The 22,420-nt window shown below is 40.1% G+C and carries 24 protein-coding genes and 1 riboswitch; of the genes, 19 read left to right on the forward strand and 5 right to left on the reverse strand.

What is annotated here, in order from left to right; translation table 11 throughout:
• The first annotated feature begins 52 nt into the window (after window positions 1–52).
• The 15 genes from GOP56_RS03785 to GOP56_RS03850 all read left to right on the forward strand — a co-directional run bounded on the left by GOP56_RS03785 (window position 53) and on the right by GOP56_RS03850 (window position 13,145).
• Entirely contained in the window at window positions 53–2,539 is a 2,487-nt protein-coding gene (locus GOP56_RS03785; protein ID WP_163244550.1) for an ATP-binding cassette domain-containing protein, read from the forward strand.
• A 22-nt stretch (window positions 2,540–2,561) separates the two neighbouring features.
• Window positions 2,562–2,987, forward strand: coding sequence for a MarR family winged helix-turn-helix transcriptional regulator (locus GOP56_RS03790; protein WP_121474153.1), 426 nt, complete (start codon window positions 2,562–2,564; stop codon window positions 2,985–2,987).
• A 12-nt stretch (window positions 2,988–2,999) separates the two neighbouring features.
• Window positions 3,000–3,869 carry a GNAT family N-acetyltransferase gene (locus GOP56_RS03795; protein ID WP_163244551.1) on the forward strand — a complete coding sequence of 290 codons (870 nt, stop codon included), beginning with the start codon at window positions 3,000–3,002 and terminating at the stop codon, window positions 3,867–3,869.
• A 114-nt stretch (window positions 3,870–3,983) separates the two neighbouring features.
• Window positions 3,984–4,157 (forward strand): hypothetical protein, encoded by a 174-nt coding sequence (locus GOP56_RS23285; RefSeq protein WP_174250654.1) that lies wholly within the window; start codon window positions 3,984–3,986, stop codon window positions 4,155–4,157.
• Window positions 4,158–4,281: 124 nt separating this feature from the next.
• Window positions 4,282–4,767, forward strand: a complete 486-nt coding sequence (locus GOP56_RS03800; RefSeq protein ID WP_163244552.1) for a GAF domain-containing protein — start codon at window positions 4,282–4,284, stop codon at window positions 4,765–4,767.
• 552 nt (window positions 4,768–5,319) lie between these two features.
• Window positions 5,320–5,856 (forward strand): DUF4241 domain-containing protein, encoded by a 537-nt coding sequence (locus GOP56_RS03805; protein WP_163244553.1) that lies wholly within the window; start codon window positions 5,320–5,322, stop codon window positions 5,854–5,856.
• A 421-nt stretch (window positions 5,857–6,277) separates the two neighbouring features.
• Window positions 6,278–6,955 carry a helix-turn-helix transcriptional regulator gene (locus GOP56_RS03810; protein ID WP_254068593.1) on the forward strand — a complete coding sequence of 226 codons (678 nt, stop codon included), beginning with the start codon at window positions 6,278–6,280 and terminating at the stop codon, window positions 6,953–6,955.
• 254 nt (window positions 6,956–7,209) lie between these two features.
• The gene (locus GOP56_RS24300; RefSeq protein ID WP_158332768.1) at window positions 7,210–7,362 is read left to right on the forward strand and encodes a laterosporulin family class IId bacteriocin; all 153 of its coding nucleotides are present in this window, start codon (window positions 7,210–7,212) and stop codon (window positions 7,360–7,362) included.
• A gap of 88 nt (window positions 7,363–7,450) precedes the next feature.
• Entirely contained in the window at window positions 7,451–7,936 is a 486-nt protein-coding gene (locus tag GOP56_RS03820) for a hypothetical protein (protein WP_163244555.1), read from the forward strand.
• A 71-nt stretch (window positions 7,937–8,007) separates the two neighbouring features.
• Window positions 8,008–9,789 (forward strand): ATP-binding cassette domain-containing protein, encoded by a 1,782-nt coding sequence (locus GOP56_RS03825; RefSeq protein WP_163244556.1) that lies wholly within the window; start codon window positions 8,008–8,010, stop codon window positions 9,787–9,789.
• Window positions 9,790–9,793: 4 nt separating this feature from the next.
• Entirely contained in the window at window positions 9,794–10,228 is a 435-nt protein-coding gene (locus tag GOP56_RS03830) for a peroxiredoxin family protein (protein WP_163244557.1), read from the forward strand.
• Between the two features lie 38 nt (window positions 10,229–10,266).
• On the forward strand, window positions 10,267–10,758 hold the full coding sequence (locus tag GOP56_RS03835; RefSeq protein WP_163246796.1) for a MauE/DoxX family redox-associated membrane protein: 492 nt from the start codon (window positions 10,267–10,269) through the stop codon (window positions 10,756–10,758).
• The gene (locus GOP56_RS03840; protein ID WP_163244558.1) at window positions 10,755–11,171 is read left to right on the forward strand and encodes a hypothetical protein; all 417 of its coding nucleotides are present in this window, start codon (window positions 10,755–10,757) and stop codon (window positions 11,169–11,171) included. Before GOP56_RS03835 ends, GOP56_RS03840 begins: the two co-directional genes overlap by 4 nt.
• Window positions 11,172–11,197: 26 nt before the next feature.
• Entirely contained in the window at window positions 11,198–11,587 is a 390-nt protein-coding gene (locus GOP56_RS03845; protein ID WP_003337398.1) for a DUF6941 family protein, read from the forward strand.
• 661 nt (window positions 11,588–12,248) lie between these two features.
• A complete protein-coding gene (locus GOP56_RS03850) occupies window positions 12,249–13,145 on the forward strand; it encodes a macrolide 2'-phosphotransferase (protein ID WP_174250701.1) in 897 nt (298 codons plus the stop codon).
• A 152-nt stretch (window positions 13,146–13,297) separates the two neighbouring features.
• On the opposite strand, the gene nadE is transcribed toward GOP56_RS03850, so the two are convergent.
• The 5 genes from nadE to GOP56_RS03875 all read right to left on the reverse strand — a co-directional run bounded on the left by nadE (window position 13,298) and on the right by GOP56_RS03875 (window position 17,868).
• A complete protein-coding gene (gene nadE, locus GOP56_RS03855) occupies window positions 13,298–14,119 on the reverse strand; it encodes an NAD(+) synthase (RefSeq protein ID WP_163244560.1) in 822 nt (273 codons plus the stop codon).
• A 1-nt stretch (window position 14,120) separates the two neighbouring features.
• The gene (nadD, locus tag GOP56_RS03860; protein ID WP_003337402.1) at window positions 14,121–14,759 is read right to left on the reverse strand and encodes a nicotinate (nicotinamide) nucleotide adenylyltransferase; all 639 of its coding nucleotides are present in this window, start codon (window positions 14,757–14,759) and stop codon (window positions 14,121–14,123) included.
• 14 nt (window positions 14,760–14,773) lie between these two features.
• Window positions 14,774–16,408: a nicotinate phosphoribosyltransferase gene (locus GOP56_RS03865; RefSeq protein ID WP_121474164.1), complete on the reverse strand. Its 1,635-nt coding sequence runs from the start codon at window positions 16,406–16,408 to the stop codon at window positions 14,774–14,776.
• A 53-nt stretch (window positions 16,409–16,461) separates the two neighbouring features.
• Window positions 16,462–17,016, reverse strand: a complete 555-nt coding sequence (locus GOP56_RS03870) for a cysteine hydrolase family protein (RefSeq protein ID WP_163244561.1) — start codon at window positions 17,014–17,016, stop codon at window positions 16,462–16,464.
• A gap of 75 nt (window positions 17,017–17,091) precedes the next feature.
• Window positions 17,092–17,868 carry an NUDIX hydrolase gene (locus GOP56_RS03875; protein ID WP_163244562.1) on the reverse strand — a complete coding sequence of 259 codons (777 nt, stop codon included), beginning with the start codon at window positions 17,866–17,868 and terminating at the stop codon, window positions 17,092–17,094.
• Window positions 17,869–18,196: 328 nt separating this feature from the next.
• Between GOP56_RS03875 and GOP56_RS03880 the strand changes: the two genes are divergently transcribed.
• The 4 genes from GOP56_RS03880 (at window position 18,197) to GOP56_RS03895 (ending at window position 22,404) form a co-directional block, all read left to right on the forward strand.
• Entirely contained in the window at window positions 18,197–18,580 is a 384-nt protein-coding gene (locus tag GOP56_RS03880) for a VOC family protein (RefSeq protein WP_163244563.1), read from the forward strand.
• 298 nt (window positions 18,581–18,878) lie between these two features.
• A riboswitch (FMN riboswitch) is annotated at window positions 18,879–19,018 on the forward strand.
• 318 nt (window positions 19,019–19,336) lie between these two features.
• Window positions 19,337–20,491: a bifunctional diaminohydroxyphosphoribosylaminopyrimidine deaminase/5-amino-6-(5-phosphoribosylamino)uracil reductase RibD gene (gene ribD / locus GOP56_RS03885; RefSeq protein ID WP_174250655.1), complete on the forward strand. Its 1,155-nt coding sequence runs from the start codon at window positions 19,337–19,339 to the stop codon at window positions 20,489–20,491.
• A 16-nt stretch (window positions 20,492–20,507) separates the two neighbouring features.
• Window positions 20,508–21,182 (forward strand): riboflavin synthase, encoded by a 675-nt coding sequence (locus GOP56_RS03890; protein ID WP_163244564.1) that lies wholly within the window; start codon window positions 20,508–20,510, stop codon window positions 21,180–21,182.
• A gap of 25 nt (window positions 21,183–21,207) precedes the next feature.
• Window positions 21,208–22,404 carry a bifunctional 3,4-dihydroxy-2-butanone-4-phosphate synthase/GTP cyclohydrolase II gene (locus tag GOP56_RS03895; RefSeq protein WP_163244565.1) on the forward strand — a complete coding sequence of 399 codons (1,197 nt, stop codon included), beginning with the start codon at window positions 21,208–21,210 and terminating at the stop codon, window positions 22,402–22,404.
• The last annotated feature ends 16 nt before the right edge of the window (window positions 22,405–22,420 follow it).

Consider the following 22,420-nt stretch of genomic DNA (forward strand, 5'->3'; position numbering starts at 1 on the left):
ATCCATATAATTGAGTGTGTCAACTATTAACTAACTCAAGTGTGGTGATCATATGAACAACAAACGGGATTGGATTGAAATTCGGGGAGCCAGACAAAATAATTTAAAGAATATTAGCGTCAAATTTCCAAGAAATAAGTTATCAGTGGTAACAGGTGTATCTGGATCAGGTAAATCTACCTTACTGTTTGATATTTTGTGTCAGGAGGGAGAGCGAAAGTTTATTGGTGCAACTGGTAGAGTACCGGATCATGTACAGAGACCTGATTATGACGAAATTTATGGATTATCTCCCATTATTAGTGTGAGTCAGCAGCAATTTAATAAAAATCCCCGGTCAACGGTCGGAACCTACAGTGAAATTTATACATACCTCCGGCTTCTGTATACAGCAATAGGAGAGAGGGCATGTCCGCATTGTGCCAAAACAATAGAATATTCAATTTTGCGCTCGTCTCCCGTTCATACAATTAAAAACGGTCATGAGGTCTTGGAGGTGTATGCTTGTCCTTTTTGTCGTAGGCCTGTAGAAAATATTACAATGGCCCACTTTTCTTTTAACACCTTAGCAGGGGCTTGTTCAAAATGCTTCGGCTTAGGGAAAATCGTCGAACCAAATTTTGAAACGATTCTTGATGCTTCTCTTTCTATTAAAGAAGGCGGGATTAAGGTTTGGAAGAAAGGCTTTGTTTGGCATTTCGGTCCTTTGCTTGTCCGGGCGGCCAATTACTATGAGATTCCTTTTCGAGAGGAGGATTTACATACTCCGATCGGTGAGCTTGATGAGATCATGAAAACACTGCTTTTCTATGGTACGGAGGATGAGCGAATCAGAGCCTTGAAACCAGATAAACCAGCACCTAAAGATATGAAAGAAGGAAAATACGAGGGTGCTGTTAATAGTCTGATGAGGCGTTATTTTGAAGAATCACAGCAAGATGAAAGCGTTGAAAGAGAAGAGTACATGCCGTTCCTACAACATGCAGTCTGCCCCGAATGCCAAGGGACTCGATTGAAGAAAGCTAGCCTAGAAGTAAAAGTGAACAACACACCTATCCACCAGCTCTTTTCAAAATCAATCGAAACGCTGAACGAATGGATTGATGCTTTGAAAAATCATTTGTCTATCTCCAATTATGAAGCCGTTCGTCCTATTTTGGCAGATCTGAAGGAGAGAGTCGAGAGTCTTTGTAAAGTTGGATTAGGATATTTATCTCTCGATCGAACTTTTACGACGCTATCAGGTGGTGAGACACAGAGATTACGACTGTCAGCTCTGTTAAACTCTAATTTAACTGGCATGGTCTGCGTGCTGGACGAGCCGACTACAGGACTACATCCGCAAGATACCGATAAATTGATCACCTCCTTGCAATTACTCCGTGATCTTGGCAATACAGTGATTGTGATTGAGCATGATTTAGAGCTCGTCAAGCACGCAGATTACGTTGTAGATATCGGTACTGAGGCGGGAAGTGAAGGCGGTTTTCTAGTTGTACAAGGAACACCTGATGAGTTACAAAATAAAGGAAACTCCGTAACAGGTAAATGTTTGAGACAGAATAGAGAAGCGATCAGGCAAACAACGCGGAGATGTCAGGCTGGCTTACCAATCAAACAAGCGAATAGCCATAATTTAAAGAATGTGGACGTGCATATCCCATTACATGTGATGACGGCTATTGTCGGTGTTTCAGGCTCTGGAAAGTCAACGTTAATCTTTAATGAGCTGCTAAAGAAGTGGGATCGTAACATGGAAGGGAGAGAAAAAATCAATCGAATAGTAGTAGTCGATCAATCCTCAATGGGCAGAATCGAACGTTCTAATGCGGCTACCTATACCAAGGTGTTCGATGATATTCGTCAGGCTTATAAAGAAACAGCACACAAACAGGGTATAAAAATGACAGCATCTGATTTTTCCTTTAATGTGGCAGGAGGTAGATGCGAACACTGTAAAGGCACAGGAAAAATAAAGCTACAAATGCATTTTATGTCCCCACGCTATCTGGTTTGTCCTACTTGTGAGGGAAAGCGTTATAATGAAAAAGTACTGCAAGTAAAAATAGATGGATATAACATTGCTGATGTATTAGAGATGACTGTCAAGCAAGCACTAGCTTTATTTTCGAAGATGGATAAAATCAAACAAAAGCTTGTCTACTTAGATAAAATTGGCTTAGGATATATAAAATTGGGTCAACCAGCGAATACCTTGTCTGGTGGAGAGGCACAAAGAATCAAATTGGCCTCGGAGCTAGCTACTGCTGCTGGACGAAACACACTGTATATTTTAGACGAGCCTTCAGTGGGATTACATGAAAGAGATACGGATAAACTCATTCAGGTTCTCCATGAATTGGTCGATAGAGGAAACAGTGTTGTTGTGATCGAACATCATTTGAGCTTGATCCGTCAGGCTGATTGGATTATTGAGATGGGGCCAGGCGGTGGGGAAGACGGGGGGCGCGTAATCGCTCAAGGAACTCCTCAACAACTGAAGGGCAATCCGAATTCTGTTATCAAACCATATTTATAGAGCTTTGAAGGAAGGTGCTTTTTTGACAAATTCATTGGAAGACAGCTTTATTCCGTTTCAATGTGAAATAGTAAGCCGTCATAATAAATTTAATATCGAGGGAATTACGTCTGCTCAGTACAATGTTTTAGAGCTTGTCCAAACTCAAGGTCCAAAAACAACAAATGAACTGGCAAGTGCACTAGGGATAACGGTATCAGGTATCTCAAAATTAACCAAAAAACTTTTGCAGAAAGGATTGATTGAACAACAACGCAGTCAAGCAGATAGGCGGTATTATCATATTGTCTTGACAGAAGCGGGAGTGGATTTTCTCAGGAAAGCAGAAAACTCACGCAAGGAAATCCTTCAATTAATCGGAAAAGCACTTTCAAAAGAAGAAATCGAAGCCTTTAGCCGAATTTGTTCCAAGTTGCATACATATTTGACTGATCATAAAGCAAAGTAGGTGACTGACCCTATGAATGGGCTAGAAAATGTAATATCCCCGATAACAAAATTTGAAGAGTCTGATATTCCAGGATTAGTAGAGCTCTCGTCTTCGGTAGGTTGGGATTATGACCAAAATGAAATCAACACCATTATGTTATCTGGCAACGTCTATGGACATAAAAACAAAGACGGGAGAATTGTCTCAAGTGCAGCCATTATTCCATACGGAGTGAAACTAGCCTCTATTGGCATGGTCATTGTAAGTCAGGAATATCGAGGACTGGGCTTAGGAAGAAAAGCTACACAAAAATGTTTAGAATCGATTCCTGATCATATGCCAGCTATGCTTATTGCTACAGAGGATGGGAAACCCATGTATGAAAGGATGGGCTTTCATTCTACAGACTGTGTTCATAAATATCTTTGTTCAACCTATCGTTTTACCCCTTCAAGTAGGAATATAGTAGCTCATATACAGCCGATGCATATAGAAGATTTCCCACAGGTCATAAAAATAGATAAAGATGCCTTTGGTGTAGAGAGAGGAGCTTTTCTTCGCCATAGATATAATCAGGCAAAAGAGGCAGTGCTTGTGAAAAGTCCTGACGGTCAGGTAGTAGGCTATGGTTTATCTATACTTGGGCCCATTAATCTCATAGTAGGCCCTATCGTCGCTCCGAATGCTGATATAGCATTCGCAATAGTGAATCAATTAGCTAAGCAACATTCAGGTAAGGTAAGAATTGACGTACCCTCAGACAATGAGTCGTTTATGTCTTATCTTGAAGCATGCGGGTTTGTAAAGGCGAATCAGCCACCTATCATGATTACAAAAGCAAATCATTTACCTGCTCGTAACAAAACATTATTCGGAATTGCAGCGCAGATATTTGGATGAAGCATTCCAATCTGAATGAAGCACCCGTTTTCTGCAATAGCAGGAACACACAAGACCCTGACATTCTCCTGTCAGGGTCTACTTATTCTGCAATGAAAAAGCAGTTACTCGCAAATGACAGACTATCAAATTTTGTCCCCGGATCGTCAAGTTCAAATGACAGCTTACGGAGCTGATTTGAAGGTTATGGCTAACATTTCAAAGCAGGATTTCACTCACAAAGGTAAACTCATAAAAGCCGGTTCGCTAATCATAATAGCTGGGGATAAGCAGATCGTGTATCAGTAGATAAAAGTGTAAGAAGATATACAATTTCAATTCTAATGGGAGGATAAAGCGTTATAATAGGAAAAAGAGAGAGTACTAACTGACAATCTCATTTCGCTATTAAAATCGTGAGGTGACCGCATCCATGTTTCAAGCAGAGGGATATACAGGCAATAAACAAGAGAATTATGAGCTTCTTATAAAACAGCTAGATGCATTAGTAGATGGGGAACCCAATGTGCTCGCTAATCTGAGTAATGCAACTGCTTTATTAAATCAATTTTTGACGGAAGTAAACTGGGTAGGGTTCTACCTATATGACAAGGAGCAAGATTCACTAACTCTTGGTCCATTCCAAGGACTGCCGGCTTGCACACGTATTCCAACAGGGAGGGGTGTGTGCGGAGCAGCAGTTTCGAAACGATGCACGATGAGAGTAGCAGATGTCCACGCTTACCCTGGCCATATTGCTTGCGATGCGGCATCTCGCTCTGAAATTGTTATTCCTATTTTTAAAGGGGAAGAAATCTTTGGGGTACTCGATATCGATAGCCCGATTACAGATCGTTTTGACGAAACAGACGAGAAGTATTTAGAAGAATTTGTCCTACGTGTAGCAAAGTGTGTGTAGAATAGAACAAAAAAGAATTGATAGCAGAATAGAAATGACTATCAACCAGGCGTCTCACGAATAAGGGCGCTTGGTTTCTTTTTGCTACATAACAATTAGTGGGTTTTATGACCTTTCATTATTTATGCAGAGGTGTAGTGGGTCTGGTTGCAGTGCCAGTACTTGCTGTCTTCTCTTTAGGAATGTACATTTGCTGCTTTGTCTCAGTGATTGGCGGAGTGCTGTATATAGCGGGGATTGACATACATATAAGCCTTTGGAAGTTTGGTCAGGTATCACTGCTATCTAGTTTTTTTAATGCAGTAATGTTTGGTGGGATTTTATTACTACTAGCTGTTGGAAGCTGGGGCTGTTTCAAGTATCTTGTCACTATGTTAAGAAAGGCTGAAATATACCGAATGGTTCATGTTGTAAGAAAAAAGAACCTGTATAATGAATAACAGGAAATCTGAATTCATTTTTATGCTGATCGTATCATTTTTTTCTCAACCTGTTTGGGAATCTCTTCTTTTTTACTAGTATATGTTGATCACTTTGAGGAGGAAACGAGGAATGATTAATCTAGGGACATTTCAAGTTGCATCTGGGGCATTAGTGGTATCAGATCCTTGCTATAATTATGAACAAGGCATTTCAGGAGTTGTAGAGGAAGCGGTAGTAGGTACGTGGATTGGCGTCATTGATCGAATAGACACAGGAGATTGGGGAGAGCGATGTGCCTTAGTATGTGCTTATCACGCGTCAATTGACCTTGAACAGGTGACGAATTGGGAAGTATGTAACTTTATTGTAGGAGTAGACAGTGGTCAAGCGGGAATCTTTGAGCGTCAAATCTATCGAGTGGATGAGTCTGTAATTGGAGAAACGAAATTCATGCCTGAGCAAAGATGGTATTCTTCCTGTTGCGACCAGACATTGAGTGAACTCCAAGCTGGAGTGATTAATGGTGGTGTCGTATCTAGCTCAGGATTTGGCGACGGTGGCTATGAGGCATTTATCGCGAAAAATGCTGAAGGAAAAGTAATAGCGGTACAGATCGTATTTATTACTGAAGAGGATTTACTTGAAGAGGAGGAAGACGAGAAGTAGCCTGACATCCAAAGGGACCTGGACGGTTCCTTTTTTTGGTGGTAGGGATACGTCCATGAAAGGAGAAGCCCATGAAGAAAAAGTTTACATACAAATTAGATAAATTTATAGATATCGGCACCTATACAAAGAATGATAAGATAGTAACCTCACCTTTTGTTGTCTTCTCTCTTTGGATAGACATGCAACAAAAAGGTTTTTTTATTTTTAGGAATTCGTGAAAGTAATGATATATAGCAAGGGTAGCGGAATTGTACGACTGGATATCCTACATTTAGTTGATAACTTAAATACAATTTTATGCGTGTAATAAAAATGTTTAATTTTTGAAAAAATATAATTTTCAGTCGACATCTGTTATATATTTTTGTTTTAATTTACAATATATGTTAGGTTTTATTAAAACATAAATATTAGTGAGGTGTTATCGTTGCAACAGCACACAGAGATACCGATAGTGACAATTAACCATTTGCTAGCGTATCTTAAAGAAGAAATTCACTTTGTTCAGCCTTTTTTTCATAATCCTCATTTCTTCATTGTTACCAACAAGGATGCGAACAGCATAGATTTCATGTGCTCAGATGGAAAGACGATGAATGAGGAGCTGGATGACTCTTTTAAGAAGAAAATGATAGCGTTCTCAATGGAAACGATCCAAGAGGCAAGTTCTACAAGAAATCCCGCAATTTGCTATGGAAATGAAATGTTTCCAAATGAACTGCCAGGATGGATCAGTCTTGGAAGTCCGATCTTTATTAATAATACAAAAAAGGGATATATTAGCTTAAACTATCAATCAGAAGAGCATATCTCCTACATAGTGAATATTTTTTGCTACATCATAAAAACAGTAGAATGGCAATTAAACAATGTAAGTACTTCTCACAAAGAGCAGGAACTGGAGAAAAAATGTAAAGATTTTCAGTTAACCAAGAAAGAATGCGAGATTGTCCATAGTCTTCTTGAAAATATTTCAATTAAAGATATTTCGAAACATCATTTTATATCGGTAGAGACGGTTCGAACCCATGTAAAAAATATATACAATAAGGTTGGAGTAAATAATAGAGTGGACTTAGTTAGAAGATTTGTATAACTACAGTAGAAAAATCCCCCCTGAAGGTGATTTTAAATGAAATTGGATATAATATAATAAAAATGTAAAAGTTACCACTTTGAATCACCTGATAGTTTTACCTCAGTATTCATTACTGGTAATTTTTCGAAGTGGTTCGCAGGTCTTTATATCTCTAGTGCGCTTTTTCCATGGAATAGAGTATGAAGTCTGTACCACAAAACAAAATGAATTAAATTCAAAAAATTCAAACATTTGAATGGAGGATGAAGAGTATGGCTTGCCAATGTCCAGATGCGATCTCAGGTTGGACGCATACAGATTACCAGTGTCACGGTTTGGAGAATAAAATGTATAGACATGTTTATGCAATTTGCATGAACGGTACTCAAGTATATTGCAGAACAGAGTGGGGTAGCAGCTGCTAGGTTCTACACATTAATAAGGGAAGAAAAGGAACACTCTATATTCATATAGAGTGTTCCTAGTCCTTTATGTAAAGGAGAGGATAAAAGAATGGAAACAGATAATCATAAAAAATTTTTCAAAAACCCCAATCGTTTTTTGGAAAAGATCGGGACTTATTTTCCGGAAGAAATGAATGTAATGAAAGATGGACCGGCCATAGATTTTACATGGGTTCGTAAAGAGGCTTGCGGAACCGTTATTTACATCATGAGTGAAACATGCAATTTTTGTAAATATGATGCGATAAAAGAATTCGCTGATAAATATAATAAGTTTAATCATCTGATTTTCTTATATGGATCAGAGGAATATAAAGAGCAGATAAAAGAAGAGTATGGAATCTCTATTCCGATCGAGTTAACGGATCTAAAAGAGATAGGGGAAAAATTATTTATAGAGTTGGTTCCCACTATGATTGCTATGAATCGTGTAGGCCAAATTATCACTTGCGGTAGTTTTCGCAATGAAGTGGAGTCACTTGAGATGAGAATGGAACCGTTTCTGGATGTCTATTACTCCTTGGAGAATATTTAAAAATGAGCCTAAATGGCAAGGGTTCTGTACATAGCTCGAGCAACCGAGAGCATTTGGGATTTTTTCAAAAGATGCGACACAGACAACAATTATTTCTGTATGCATGTAAAATCATCTGGAATTTTAACAAAACCTATATGCTTTTGGTCTGCTCCTTAAGTATTATTCTTGCTCTACAATCAAACGCTATTATTGTTGCGAATAAATATACAATCGATAATCTTGTCAGTTCACAAATCTATCTTGCACTACTTGGAATTGGAATAATGCTGTTCCTTGAACTGCTTCAGGAGACGTTTGAACTTTTCTTGCGATTCTATAATACGAAATGTGATGAACAATTTGGAATTTACAGGGAACAAATCTTATTTGACAAGCTAGCAGGTATGCAATTGCTAGAGCGTGAGCATCCCAGCTTTTTAGGAAAGATACAGGTATGGTCGCTTGGACTGATGAAAATACAAGCTACCTTTCAATCCGGAATACAATGTGTAAAAGCATTACTGACAGGGGGAATTTCCATTTATGTGCTGGTAAGTGGGTATTGGCTTATCGGTGCTATTATTATTGGGTTTTCCCTTGTAAAAAGTGTATTTGTGTTTAAGGTTATCGATCCGCTGGTTTCTATGAATTTACAAATGGCGCGGGCCCATAACCTATCTACATATTTTCGCGATCTGCTAGTTCGAAAAGAGGCACAAAAAGAGTTTCTCTTATTTCAGGCTTTCTCCTTTTTTAAAGAAAAATGGCTCGATGCAAAAACAAACATCATGAACATGAATATAGAAATCACGAAATTAAATGTAAGACCAGAATTTATAAGTAATTTGTTAACTGTATGCAGCAGATTAATGATTATGGTGATGATGGTCTTCCTTGTGGTAGAGAAGAGGATGACTATCGGAGATTTCGTTGCAATATCTTTGGCTGCCTCGTTGGCTGAACGAAATATCCTGTCTTTATTTCTCCAGTGCAAAAATCTATTAGAAAACCTGCGCTATGTAGATGAGTATCAGAAATTAGATTTGATTACTCCGAGCAAGAGGGAAAACCAAGCAGCGATAACAGATTTTCAGCTAAAGCAGGGGATAGAGGTAATCGATTTAACCTTCACCTATCCGAATAGGGAGGAAGCCGCACTTCATAAGATCAATCTCTCGATAAAAAAAGGGGAGAAGATTGCTATTATTGGGGATAATGCAGCAGGAAAATCTACGCTGATCAAGCTATTGCTAGGCTTATATCAGGCACCGGATAATACGATTTTTTATGATGGTGTGGAGCAAAAGCAATTAGATGTTGCAGGTTTATGGAAAAGCTGTGGGGCAATCTTTCAGGATTTTATGAAATATAAGGTAACGATTCAGGATAATATCTGCTTGGGAAATGAAAGGAAAGATGATCAGGAGCTGTATCATTTGCTTGAACATCTGAATATACAAGATTTTTATCGGTTAAAAAACGGTTTGTCTACCAAGCTTGGAGACATTCATGAGGATTCGGTAGACCTATCCGGTGGTCAATGGCAAAGAATCGCACTTGCTAGATTATTATATCGCAATCTGGATCTGATGGTTTTAGATGAACCCACTTCAGCATTAGATCCAAACAGTGAAGTGAAGGTATTTGACGATATCCTAGAGCTAGCGAAGGATAAGACACTCTTCATCATTTCTCATCGAATTGGAATCGGGAAAAAGGTAGATCGCATCTATTATATGAGGCAAGGAAGTATTATCGAGCAAGGAACTCACCAGCAATTAATGAATGCAAAGGGTGAATACTATCGAACCTGGGAACGTCAAAGCGAGTGGTACAATTCAGAATTAGTCTACGAAAATAGGGGGTCATAATACCATGTCAAAAAAACTAGTTCGTGATACCGGTTTAGAAATAGGTACACCCATTCCACACATTCACTTCATAAATTGGGATTCATCACAACTAGAGCTGAAATTTTTGCCTAAAGGGGCTGCTTTAGTTTTCGTCTCCGTCTTTTGCTCCTATTGTATCGATTTATTACCTCACCTTGGATCGATAAGTCAGAGTCAGGATATGCAGCTTTATCTTTTTTCGGATGGAGAAATCGAGGATCACGCAGAAATGGCAGATTATTTTGAATGGAATTTCCCCGTGATTCAACTGAAACATCAGGAAATGAACGAAATCTTTAAGGTTAGCTATCACCCGTTCCTCCTTCTTACTGATTCAAAGGGTGTGATTATTAGCAAAGGAGATATCTACAAGGCAGAAGATTTTCATAAAATTCTAGAAAGTGTAACACTCCAATGATGTCATATCTGCTCTTACTTCCGTATGGTTTTGCGTTCATGTTCTTTGTTTCCGCTATTACAAAGTGCTTTTCAATGTTTGAATTCAGACAATCGATTGTACACTTTGATGTTATATCGAGAAAATATGTGATGCTCAGCTCCTATCTGGTTATTCTTATGGAATTTGTCTTAGCGATTTGTTTTGCCCAGCTTGCTTTTTTACATGCGGCTTTTATCCTAACTGGCTTGCTGATGATTTTTTTTACCGGACTTTTCATACGAGCAAGTAAGCAGAAAAAAAGCTTTGCCTGTAGCTGTTTTGGGGGTAGTACCAAAAAGACAAACATAAAACTTGCCATCCTGCGAAATTGCTTGTTATTGCTTGGAGCGAGCGGAGGTTTTTGGATAGCTAACCAGCTAGAGGCAATACCAAATCCCCCTGAGCAGATCATGCCGTGTCTCATTGTAGCAGCGTTTTTCATACCGATTTACAAGGAATTGACCATTTTATCTAAACTGAGAAAGAAAATGAGGATGATGGTGCCATGATGGGTTTCGTGTTAAGTGTTGGGGGCATCATACTTGTTTTGATCATCGGAATGAAGATAACCAAAGCCTTCTATTATAAAAGGTATCTTCAAATCTATGTTTCTGGCAGTAAGGAGATTACGGATCTGCATGACAAGAGTATTTTTCTCTTTCTATCTTATACAGATCCTAGCAATGCTGAATATCTTGCGGAAATCAGCCACCGCTTCCCTGATTATCAGATCTATATCATCTATAAGGCGCCTGAATGGAAAGCAAGGGTGTTTTCTCGCCAAATCAATGAACATACGAAGCTACGGGTTGATGAACAGGGGATCGTGTCTGATGATTTAGGGATTTCAGCTTTTCCTGCTTTTCTTACTTACCAGGAGGTTTTCAAGAAAATATCGATTGTACGCTTTCATACGTATTAAAATTACAAGCGAGGTGTTTGTCTTTCATGCATAGTCAATTGGTAGTAGTAGATAACATCGAATTTAGCAAGGAACATAAAAAACACGACATAGGGCAAATCCTTCATGACATCACGATTCCAGCATTGCCCTGCGTGTATACTTTTCAGATGTTTATCGCTCTGAAAGAATTACCTGATCAGGCAACCTTTGAGCTTCAATTGAAAATCAAAGATCGGAATGGAAAAGATGTTGGGATTTCGAGTCCCATCACAATGTATCATGAACGCAAGGATGAGCAATCCTCTGAAATGGAAACATCGTTAAAAATGTCTACGGTACTTAGCTTGGAAGGAACATATAAAGCAGAACTATATTATGATGGAGAAGTGATTACAACTCATCCAGTCCATGTGCGGCTGGAGCAAGCATCATAGGAACAGGAAGCCTGCTTTTTATTGCAAGAGATAGTGAATGATCATTTTATGAAGCTACCTAAGCTTCGTTATTCATTAGGGCTTTTCGGAATTGCAAAAAAACAACTAAATGTGAAAGGCGCTGACAAAGCGGTATAAGCAAGAAAAAATTGTATTTTTTTTAAGACTTATGGTATTCTGAAACAAATTTATTGAACGGAGGGTTTTCTCATGGCATACATAAGATTCCGATTTACTACTTTGTCCCACTAATTTAATAGTGATCAAAGGCTCTGCCTGTGTGTAGAGTAATCGGGATTAGTCTGCCTTTTTATAAGAAAACTCTATGAGAACGATATAAAAAAGGGATGGACATTCGCTGTCTGTCTTTTTTTGTATCGTAAATTTATGTAAGCCAAGAGACGCGTGTAATGGTAAGATCATCATTTTGGGATAGAAGCACGCTGTTTTACTACCCTGATAGCTAGTAAAGAGTAGGCTTGCACCAAGTATTTACATGTTCTCTTGTATCGCGCCGTCTCACACGAACAACGTAAATGGCACCCGACTTATTTTTGGTGTTCTTTTCCCGTTACTCAAGCACAGGTAGCAATGCCTGTGTATTTTGTTTTGACACAGTTTCGGGTGTAAAAATACTAAAATAAAGGACGTGTAGCATATGATGATAAAAACAGACGAACAAATTCTGGCGGATGCGAAAAAGCATGGACTGCTACTAAAAGAGGATTCGTTAAAGAGAGATGATTCTGGAATAGATTTTCAGGTTGTTATGGTGCGCGATCTGAATGGAGTACAATGGGTGTTACGGTATCCAAGACGAATAGACGTTCTACCCTCGGCAAAAAAAGAGAGACAGATTCTACCCCTGATAGAATCGCGAGTGTCGGTACAAGTACCGATTTGGAGAATTTACTCAGAAGAGCTGATTGCCTATCAGTTGTTAAAAGGTGTACCAGCAGGAACGATTGATCCAGAAGCAAAGGCATATATTTGGGAAATTGACGAAAAAAATGTACCAGATGTCTTTCATGAAACGCTTGCCCTTGCAATCGCCTCCCTACATCGGATTAATCCGAACACTTGCAGAGAGGCTGGGATAGAACTGGAGACTGCTGAAGAAGCAAGGGCTTCGATGAGAGCGAGGATGGATAAAATCAAAATGACATTTGGAGTAAGTAATGATCTCTGGAATCGCTGGCAAAATTGGCTTGCAAATGATACGCTTTGGCCCACGAAAACGGTACTCATTCATGGGGATCTGCATGCGGGACATATCCTAGTTGATGAAGCATCACGAGTAACAGGCTTGATTGATTGGACAGAGGCAAGGGTAACTGATCCTGCCCATGATTTTGTGGCTCATTATCGGACTTTTGGAGAAGAAGCTCTGCAAAGATTAATCTATCACTATGAGCAAGCAGGTGGAAACGTTTGGCCGAATATGGCTGATCATGTTATTGAACTAGCTGCTAGTTATCCTGTTGCCATTGCTGAATTTGCCGAAAAATCAGGGCTAGAAGAGTACAAGCAGATGGCCAAACAAGTGCTGGGTGTATAATTCCTTGATAAGGAGAGCAGGCTCAGATTGAAAATGTATGGATTGAAAAAGCTGCCTCTCCGAAAAAGCATGATATTATCCCCTTCGAGTAGACAGTGTAAAAAGCTCTCCCACCTGACGGAGGGTGGTACACTCTACTTGGAGGGGACTTTTTACTTCCACCAGTCATCGAATGGAGTTACTGGCAAGCGGCGCTTGTGCTCGGTTTTATCATACTTTTCTTCGATTTTTTCCACGATTTCAGCAGATACAGGCTTCAGGGTTAAATAGTTATCTAAATCATCGTAAGAAAAGCCAAGGGCGGTTTCATCAGGTAATTGAGGATGGTCATCTTCAAGATCGGCTGTAGGAACTTTCAAATATAAAATTTCAGGTACTCCTAGATACTGCAGAATTTGTCTTACTTGCCCCTTGGTCAGACCGGAAAGGGGGACAACGTCAGCGCCTCCATCTCCATATTTAGTGAAAAATCCGGTAGTTGCCTCGACTGCCTGATCAGTCCCAAGAACTAATAGTCCTAAGTGACCGGCTATATCATATTGAACCTTCATGCGTTCTCTTGCCTTTGCATTACCCTTGTGAAAATCTGACAGTTCAATCCCCGTTGATTGTTTAAGCTGTTCAAGAGAAGTATCAACGGCCGGCTTGATATTAACCAGCATATTTTGATGAGGCTTGATGAATTGAAGTGCCTTCTGGGCGTCAGCTTCATCTATTTGAGTTCCGTAGGGAAGACGAACAGCCGCGAATTGATATCGTTTATCCGTCGCATGCGTAAGCTCATCGCAAGCAACCCGGGCCATGATACCCGTTAAGGTAGAATCAATTCCGCCGCTTACTCCCACAATGTATCCATTAGCTCCAGATATAAGAAGGTATTGCTTTAAAAAATCTACCCTGTCACGAAATTCACGTTTGGGCTGTGCATCTACATGAACATGTAGCTTTTTGATCATTTCTGTTTGTTTTGCCATCTCAACGGACCTCACTCACATATAATTGATGTTCCTTGATGTAATCCAAAACCTCCTCAGGCAGGAGAAAACTAGCTTCACCATCATTGCGAAGCTCACCGCGAATGTAGCTAGAGCTAATTCCCATACTGATTCCTTTTGACATCGTCAGGAAATTTTCATCATTATTGCGTAACAAGGGGTCCTTAGCGATTAAATCATCAGAATGATAGCCTTCTCTTGCCATGACAATAAACTTGTTGTTTTTCACCAATTTTTCAGCATTCCCCCAGGAGGATATGCCTTCTAAAAGATCTGCTCCCATGATAAAAAAGATTTCATCTTGCGGATACAGATTTTTGAAATGATTCATTGTGTCAAAGGTATATGTTTCACCGGGTAACGCGTTCATTTCAACGGTAGAGATTTCAAATAAAGGTTCCCCAAAACGATTTTTCTTGTTTTTGCACGTTTCTAAAGCAAGCTGAAGCATATGTAAGCGGTGGTGATCTTCAGTCTGAAGTATCTTATCTCTACGCAGGGAAGAGCAGGGAATAAAAAACACTTTGTCCAGACGTTTACGTTTTGCCACAGCAGCAGCTGTAAAAAGATGTGAATAGGTAATAGGATCAAAGCTACTTCCGTAAATACCATATCGCATGAAGGGTTCCTCCTTTAAGATTCTATGAGAGCAAGCTCGCGTATTTCGTTAATCATTTTATCTTTCAGCTCCCGTAATTCATCAGATAAAGTAACGGGATATACCTCTGGATTGTCTAAGCGAAGATATTCCTCCCAGAATGTATTCTTTTGGGCTTGATGGAACTGCTTGATTTCTTCCAGGGATGGTTTATCATAAACCAGCTTTCCTTCTTCAAAGATAGGAACTAATAGCTCGACTGTTGTAAAATGGCTTACACGCTTCATTTTTAATGGATGCACTGGATGCTTCAGTTGAATCTCCTTGAGGCCTTGAATATTCTCATGCTCAAGGCAAATATAATCACCTTTTGCCATACCATCCTGATCGTATATCCGATAGGTTTTTTTACAACCAGGATTAATAATCTTGTCTATATTTTCAGAGACTTTAATTAGAGCCACCCAGTCCTTTTCGGTTCTTCTTGCAACAATTTTGTGTACACCACCTAGGGCAGGAGTATCATAGGCAGTGATAAATTTGGTTCCAATGCCCCAAATATCAATTTTAGCTCCTTGATGCTTCAGAGAGGTAATCGTGTGCTCATCTAGGTCACTGGAAGCGGCAATTTTTACATAGGGAAAACCTGCATGATCTAGGATTTTTCGAGCTCGTTTAGATAAGAAGGCTAAATCGCCACTATCTAAACGAATGCCAGTAAGCTTCTGCCCATGTTCCTCCATCCGTTTAGCCACTTTAATGGCATTGGGAATACCTGAACCTAAAACATCAAAGGTATCGACAAGAAGAATACTTTTAGCGGGAAAAACCTCAGCAAAGGCGAGAAAGGCATCTAGTTCATTTGGGAAAAATTGAACAAATAAATGAGCATGTGTACCTGTAGTAGGAACACCATATTTTTTCCCAGCTTTCAGATTAGAGGTGTAGTCAAATCCAGCGATATAGGCTGATCTAGCTCCCTGTACGGATGCGTCACGTCCCTGAGCACGTCTTTTTCCCATTTCAATTACACTTTGCCCATCTGCTGCTGTCACAATTCGAGACGCTTTTGTCATGAGCAGGGATTCACTGTTCACTGTATTAAGCAATTGTGCTTCGATCCAGATACACTCCATGATAGGGGCAATCATTCGTATGTAAGGAGTGTTTGGAAAGACGATTTGACCTTCTTTCATTGCTTGCAAGCTCCCGGTAAAACGTAGTGAGCGAAGTTCTGACAGGAAAGCTTCCTCATACATGCCCTTGGACCGCAGATATTCAATGTCACTTTCATTAAAGTATAAATTCTCTACAATATCAATTAACTGGTCGAGTCCCCCAAAAGCAACGTATCCCCCTAGCTCACCAGTAAAATCACTGCTTGGCTTAACAAAAGGAGCTTTACGATAAAAATCATCAAAGACAACTATCGTGCGGTGTAGATTTTTTTTGTATAAAGCATACATCATCGTAATCGCATATTCATCCACATCAAGACCGTAATCTCTGGAGGGATCATAAAAGGGAAGGATTTCAAATTCTTGTTTTCCGCAAAGAGGGCAGGGAGTTTCTTCAGACGTCATTCTAAAAGCAGGTTGTTTACAGAAGAGGCACATATGAATATAGCGATATATTTTCGGATCAACAATATCAAAGATTGTTTTTGTCATTTTCGGCCAGTCCCCTCGTTATATATTCTTGAGTGAAAAGCATACATAATTAGTCAATAATGATTAACAACCTGTATTCCCATTTGGTTTTTAAAATGCTGTAATGCCCAATCGTGTCCTACAGGGTTGAAACTTGCAACTGCATCCTCATGAATAATCACCTCGAAGCCAAGATACCAAGCAGATACGGCCGTATGGAGAATACATATATCCGTGCATGTGCCGACAAGATGAATTTGGCGAATACCGCGCGTATGCAGTTGTAGTGCTAAGTCAGTTCCTTCAAATGCACTGTATCTTGTTTTATCCATCCAATAAATGGACGCTTCCTTTTGTTTATAGAGGCTATGTAGTTCGCCATATAATTGGCGTCCTTCACTTCCGATGATATTGTGGGGCGGATAGAGCTTCGATTCAGGATGAAATGGATCAATTTCTTTGTGTGCATCTACAGCTATTACCACAAATTCACCATTCTGAAGAAAGTGATTGGTAAGATGAACAATCCGCTTTTCGATTTTTTGGGCAGGCTCTCCGCATGTCAAAGCGCCATTGGTTGCAACGAAATCATTCGTGTAATCGATGATCAGGATAGCTTTTTGACTCATAAATATATACCTCCATTTTAATTGTTTGATTTAACATAGTTAATATGACTATATAAATGAGTAAAAAAAGAAGGATTAATAGATGCTCACAAATGGCACGTAGTCAGTAAATTTATATAATTTGGCTGGATTTTGTGAGTATTTATTCGAGTATTTAGCAGAACCTTCCGCATCTCTGACTTCTTCAATAATCCCTTTTCTATTTATGGTAGACACCAAGCGTCTGCTAAAGTTAGAGCGATCTACTTTAAAATCAGGTACGACTGTCTCAATGACTTGAAGCAACTCAGATAAGGTAAACTCTTCGGGTAGAAATTCTTTCGCGATATTAGTCTGAACCATAATCTCTTGGATTTTTTGTAGAGCATCCTTTAAGATTTCGTTGTGATCAAACGCCAAATTCATGGACATTGCTTCCCTAACCGTGAACAAACGCGCATCTACAGCATCGTCATCAGCCTTAAATCCAGTCAATGCCTGCTCATTAACAAGGGCATAATAGGCAACGGTTGGAATCCATCCCCCCGGATCACGGCCTGGAGTATAGTAGGCTTTTAGCTGCTTAATATGTACCTTCTCATTTAAGATGTGTGTTTCCTCACGCAGCTCACGTTCAGCACATTGATCAAGTGTTTCGTGTTCATTGAGAAAACCACCAGGAAAAGCCCAATACCCTGGAAAGCGATCGCTTTGTGGATCACGCTGAATCAGCAATATTTTTAGCTTACGATCGGGAAGGGATTTGTGCTTGGTATCTTTTCTAGGCTCCGATGTAATCGTAAATATACAAATGTCGGTAGGTAAGCCATCAGGAGATCGATAGACTGGCTTTTCCTTTGGAGGAATTTGCAAAGTGTGAAGCTCCTTTCTACGTGTTCTTGAGGTTATTTTATATAGTTATTTTTATATTGTCAATACGACTATATTAAATTCAGGACTTTTTACATACATTCTTTGCTTATGGGGAAGGAGTTGTATTTAATTATATATGTAGCTAAGGCTATATCTAAATACTTGTGCAAAAATTAGGGAAGCGGAAAGGGCAATCGGTCTTTTTAAGGAGTTGGAATGGAAGTGAAAGTTTGATCAATAATATAGATGGATAAATGCACAAATTCGTTCCATTTTGGTATATTCTCTGTGTTCAGCTTGAATTTATCTTAGAAGAAAGGGAATTTCAATGAAAATTAAACTAACAAGTATATTTGTCAACGATCAGGATAGAGCTCTTTCATTTTATACAGAGGTTTTAGGCTTTGTGAAAAAAAGCGACTTTCCAGTAGGAGATTTTAAATGGATAACGGTTGTTTCGCCGGAAGGCCCGGAAGAAATTGAATTGCTTTTGGAACCACTGGGGCATCCCGCTGCGAAAACATTTCAAAAAGAAATGTTTGAGGCAGGAATTCCTTTAATGACGTTTGCTGTTGACGATATTCACAAAGAGTATGAAAGACTGCTAAAACTGGGTGTAGTGTTTAAGAGTAAGCCTGTAGATATAGAAGGGACATCCATTGCTGTGTTTCATGATACATGCGGTAATCTTATCCAACTTTTTCAGGGATGATACACAAGCATGAAGTAAAAGCGGCTTGGAAGATTAGCAGACAGACATTACTAATGCTCCTTTTCAACATAAATGAACGTATTCTCCATGATGAGGATGTCGGCATTAGACGTTGGACAAGCAGTGACAATCAGGATAGTAGGACGTAGGTTTCTAGTGTAAACACAAAATTTTTCCCGTTACTAGGAAGACCAAGCTGTAGCTTATTATCCAACAAAATACAAAGCGTTTGACAAGAAGTCAGAAAAGTAGCCGTTCCCATGTATGGATACTTGTGTTATACTACAGGCAATTGCATAACCACCTTCAGGGCAGGGTGAAATTCCCGACCGGCGGTAATGACGATTATGTCTGAGCCCGCGACTCGCAAACCGTTTTTGCGACTGACTTGGTGAAAATCCAAGGCCGACGGTATAGTCCGGATGGGAGAAGGTACAAGGCTTATCACATTTTTCAATGAGGATACATGACTTAGATTGTGGTGGCCATCGCAGACTGTTTTTTCATAAATGAGAAGACGGTTTATTTAGATATATTCAAAATATGTCAGTCAAGGCATGATCTATTTGCGGTGGTGTAACACTTTATGTATCCGTTTTTTGAAAAATCCGATGGTAGGCTGTATTTCTCTATGCCCTTTTACTGAAAAGGGCATTTTTTTATTGTAAAAAATAGGTTATGAAAGTAACCAAGGTGCGTTTGCAAGAGTAAAAGCAAGATACACAGAACAAAAAAACACAGAAAGGAGGAACGCTTATGAATGAGCTTCAAGAATGGAAAAGGAGCGAATGTGAGAATCAAGTGCTGTTGGATCAAGCTTTTATGAAGATAGCAATTCAATTGGCAGAAGAGGCGAGTCATCAGACATCTCCTAATCCTACAGTGGGTGCTGTTATTGTGAAAAATGGGAGCATTGTTGGTCTAGGAGCCCATCTGCGGGCTGGTGAGTCTCACGCTGAAATTCATGCCTTACGAATGGCTGGGGAAAAGGCAGCGGGGGCGACTGTATACGTAACCTTGGAGCCATGCAGTCATTATGGGAAAACACCACCCTGCGTTCAAGCGCTACTAGATGCAGGAGTGGCACGGGTTGTCATTGCCATAGAAGACCCTAATCCACTGGTGGCAGGTAAAGGTGTAGCAGCTTTAAAACATGCTGGTATAGATGTGCAGGTCGGTGTATTCGAAAAGGAAGCCCGAGAATGCAATGAATCGTTTTTTCATTATATTCATACGAAAAGGCCGTTTGTTACATTGAAGACGGCCAGTACATTAGATGGGAAGCTGGCTACAGCAACCGGCGATAGCAAATGGATAACGAGTGAATTGGCACGCAGGGAAGTTCATGCGGAACGGGCTAAGTCTGACGCAATTTTAGTGGGTATAAACACGGTGATAAAAGATGATCCCTTACTGACAGCCCGGTTGTATGAAAAGGGAAGACAGCCGATACGAGTCGTTCTTGATCAAACCCTTCGTATTCCAAAGACAGCTACGATTCTCAAAGATACTACATCGCCAGTTTGGATTTTTACCACAAGAAGAGCTTCTCAACAAAAAGTAGATTTCCTGCGTGCAAAAGGAATTCGAATCACGGTGCAACAAGAGGATCAAGTAACGATACCATTTGTCCTCCAAACCTTGGGAGCGGCAGAAATTGTATCGGTACTTGTAGAAGGTGGCAGCAAGATAAGCGGGGCGTTTTTAGAGGCACAAGCGATTCAAAAGGTAATAGCCTATGTCGCTTTTACACTTGTGGGTGGAGTGGAATCTCCAGTCGCCTACGGAGGAAACGGTATTCCTTTGATGAAAGATGCGATTCAACTCAGAGATGTAGCAGTAGAGAAGGTGAGTGAACATGAAGTAAAGATAACGGGTTACCCACTTTGGACGGATAATGGCAATTCATAAGGAGTGAGGACGATACATGTTCACGGGGATTATTGAGGAAGTAGGTACGATCACTGGATTTTTAGCCAGTCAAAAGGCTGGCAGCCTGCATATTAACGCCAGGCTGGTTGTAGAGGGAAGTAAAATAGGTGATTCCATTGCAGTAAATGGAGTTTGTTTAACGGTTACCGAGTTGACCGCTAACGGCTTTGTAGTTGATGTTATGCCAGAGACGCTGAAGAGAACGAATCTGGGTGAGCTCCGGAATGGTGAGCTAGTAAATTTGGAGCGGGCGATGTCTATTGGCGACAGATTAGGTGGCCATCTGGTATCAGGGCATATTGATGGGAAAGGGAGAATTTTAGCGAAAAGGCAAAATGAAAATGCCATACTATTCGAAATAGAAGCGGGAGCAGATATCCAGCGTTATCTCATTCCCCAAGGCTCTATTACAGTAGATGGAATAAGCTTAACAGTGGTTGCCATCAAAGCCAACTCCTTTTCCGTCTCGGTCATTCCTCATACCGCAGCAGTTACTACGCTCGGAAAGAAACAGGTGGGGGACTGCGTAAATCTTGAAAATGATGTGATTGGTAAATATGTGGAACGGCTACTAGCTTCTCAAGGAAGCTTACTCCATTCTTTGCATTCTGCTTGCAACAAGCAACATTCTGTAACAGAAAGCTTTTTACGTGACAATGGGTTTGTCTAATACCAATGGCTAGGAGGGAATCTACATGCTTCACACGATAGAAGAGGCGCTAGAGGAATTGCGTCAGGGAAAGCCCATTATTGTGGTCGATGACGAGAATCGGGAAAATGAAGGAGATTTTCTGTGCATGGCGGAGAAGGCAACACCTGAGATGATTAATTTCATGGTTACCCATGGAAGAGGGCTGGTTTGCGTTTCGATTGAGGATAAAAGAGCTCGTGAGCTACAGCTAAGACAGATGGTGGAAAATAATACAGATCATCATGGAACAGCTTTTACAGTGTCCATAGATGAAAGGGATACGCATACAGGGATATCAGCGCATGAGCGTTCACAAACGATCATGGCAATGCTTGACCCGCAAGCAGAAGCTGATCGTTTCCGGCGCCCTGGACATATTTTTCCATTGGTTGCCAAGGAGGGCGGAGTATTAAAGCGGGCAGGACATACAGAAGCGGCGGTAGATCTGGCAAGGCTTGCTGGTGGGTATCCTGCTGGGGTAATTTGCGAAATCATGCAAGAGGATGGAAGCATGGCACGTTTACCTGCTCTATTAGAAATAGCGAAGCGTTTAGATGTAAAAATTGTTTCGATCGAACAACTGATTCATTATCGTATGCAAAGCGAATCGCTGGTGAAGAGGGAGGCAAAGACCATTCTGCCTACAGAATACGGAGATTTTTGCATTTTTGCCTACTCGAATACGTTGGATGGAAAGGAACATGTAGCTCTTGTTAAGGGAGATATTCGCCCTGATCAACCTGTCTTAGTGCGTGTGCATTCTGAATGCTTAACAGGCGATATATTTGGTTCTCTTCGTTGCGATTGCGGACCACAATTGCATGCTGCCCTGCAACAAATCGACGAGGTAGGAACCGGAATTCTGCTATATATGAGACAGGAAGGGCGCGGAATTGGCTTAATAAACAAATTAAAAGCTTATCAACTACAGGAAGAAGGCTTAGACACTGTTGAAGCCAATGAACGGCTAGGCTTCCCCGCTGATTTACGTGAATATGGAATTGGTGCACAAATCTTGCGTGATCTGGGGGCTAAGAAATTGCGTCTTTTAACCAATAATCCTAGAAAAATCGTGGCACTCAATGGATATGGTCTAAAAGTAACGGAACGAGTACCGCTTCAAATGAAAAGTCATCAGCATAATTACCATTACCTGCATACCAAGCAACAGAAACTAGGACATATGCTAACTATATTATAATGAAGAAATGAGGATG

Origin of the sequence: Brevibacillus sp. 7WMA2 (assembly GCF_010748895.1) — a bacterium.
GTDB lineage: Bacteria > Bacillota > Bacilli > Brevibacillales > Brevibacillaceae > Brevibacillus_B > Brevibacillus_B halotolerans.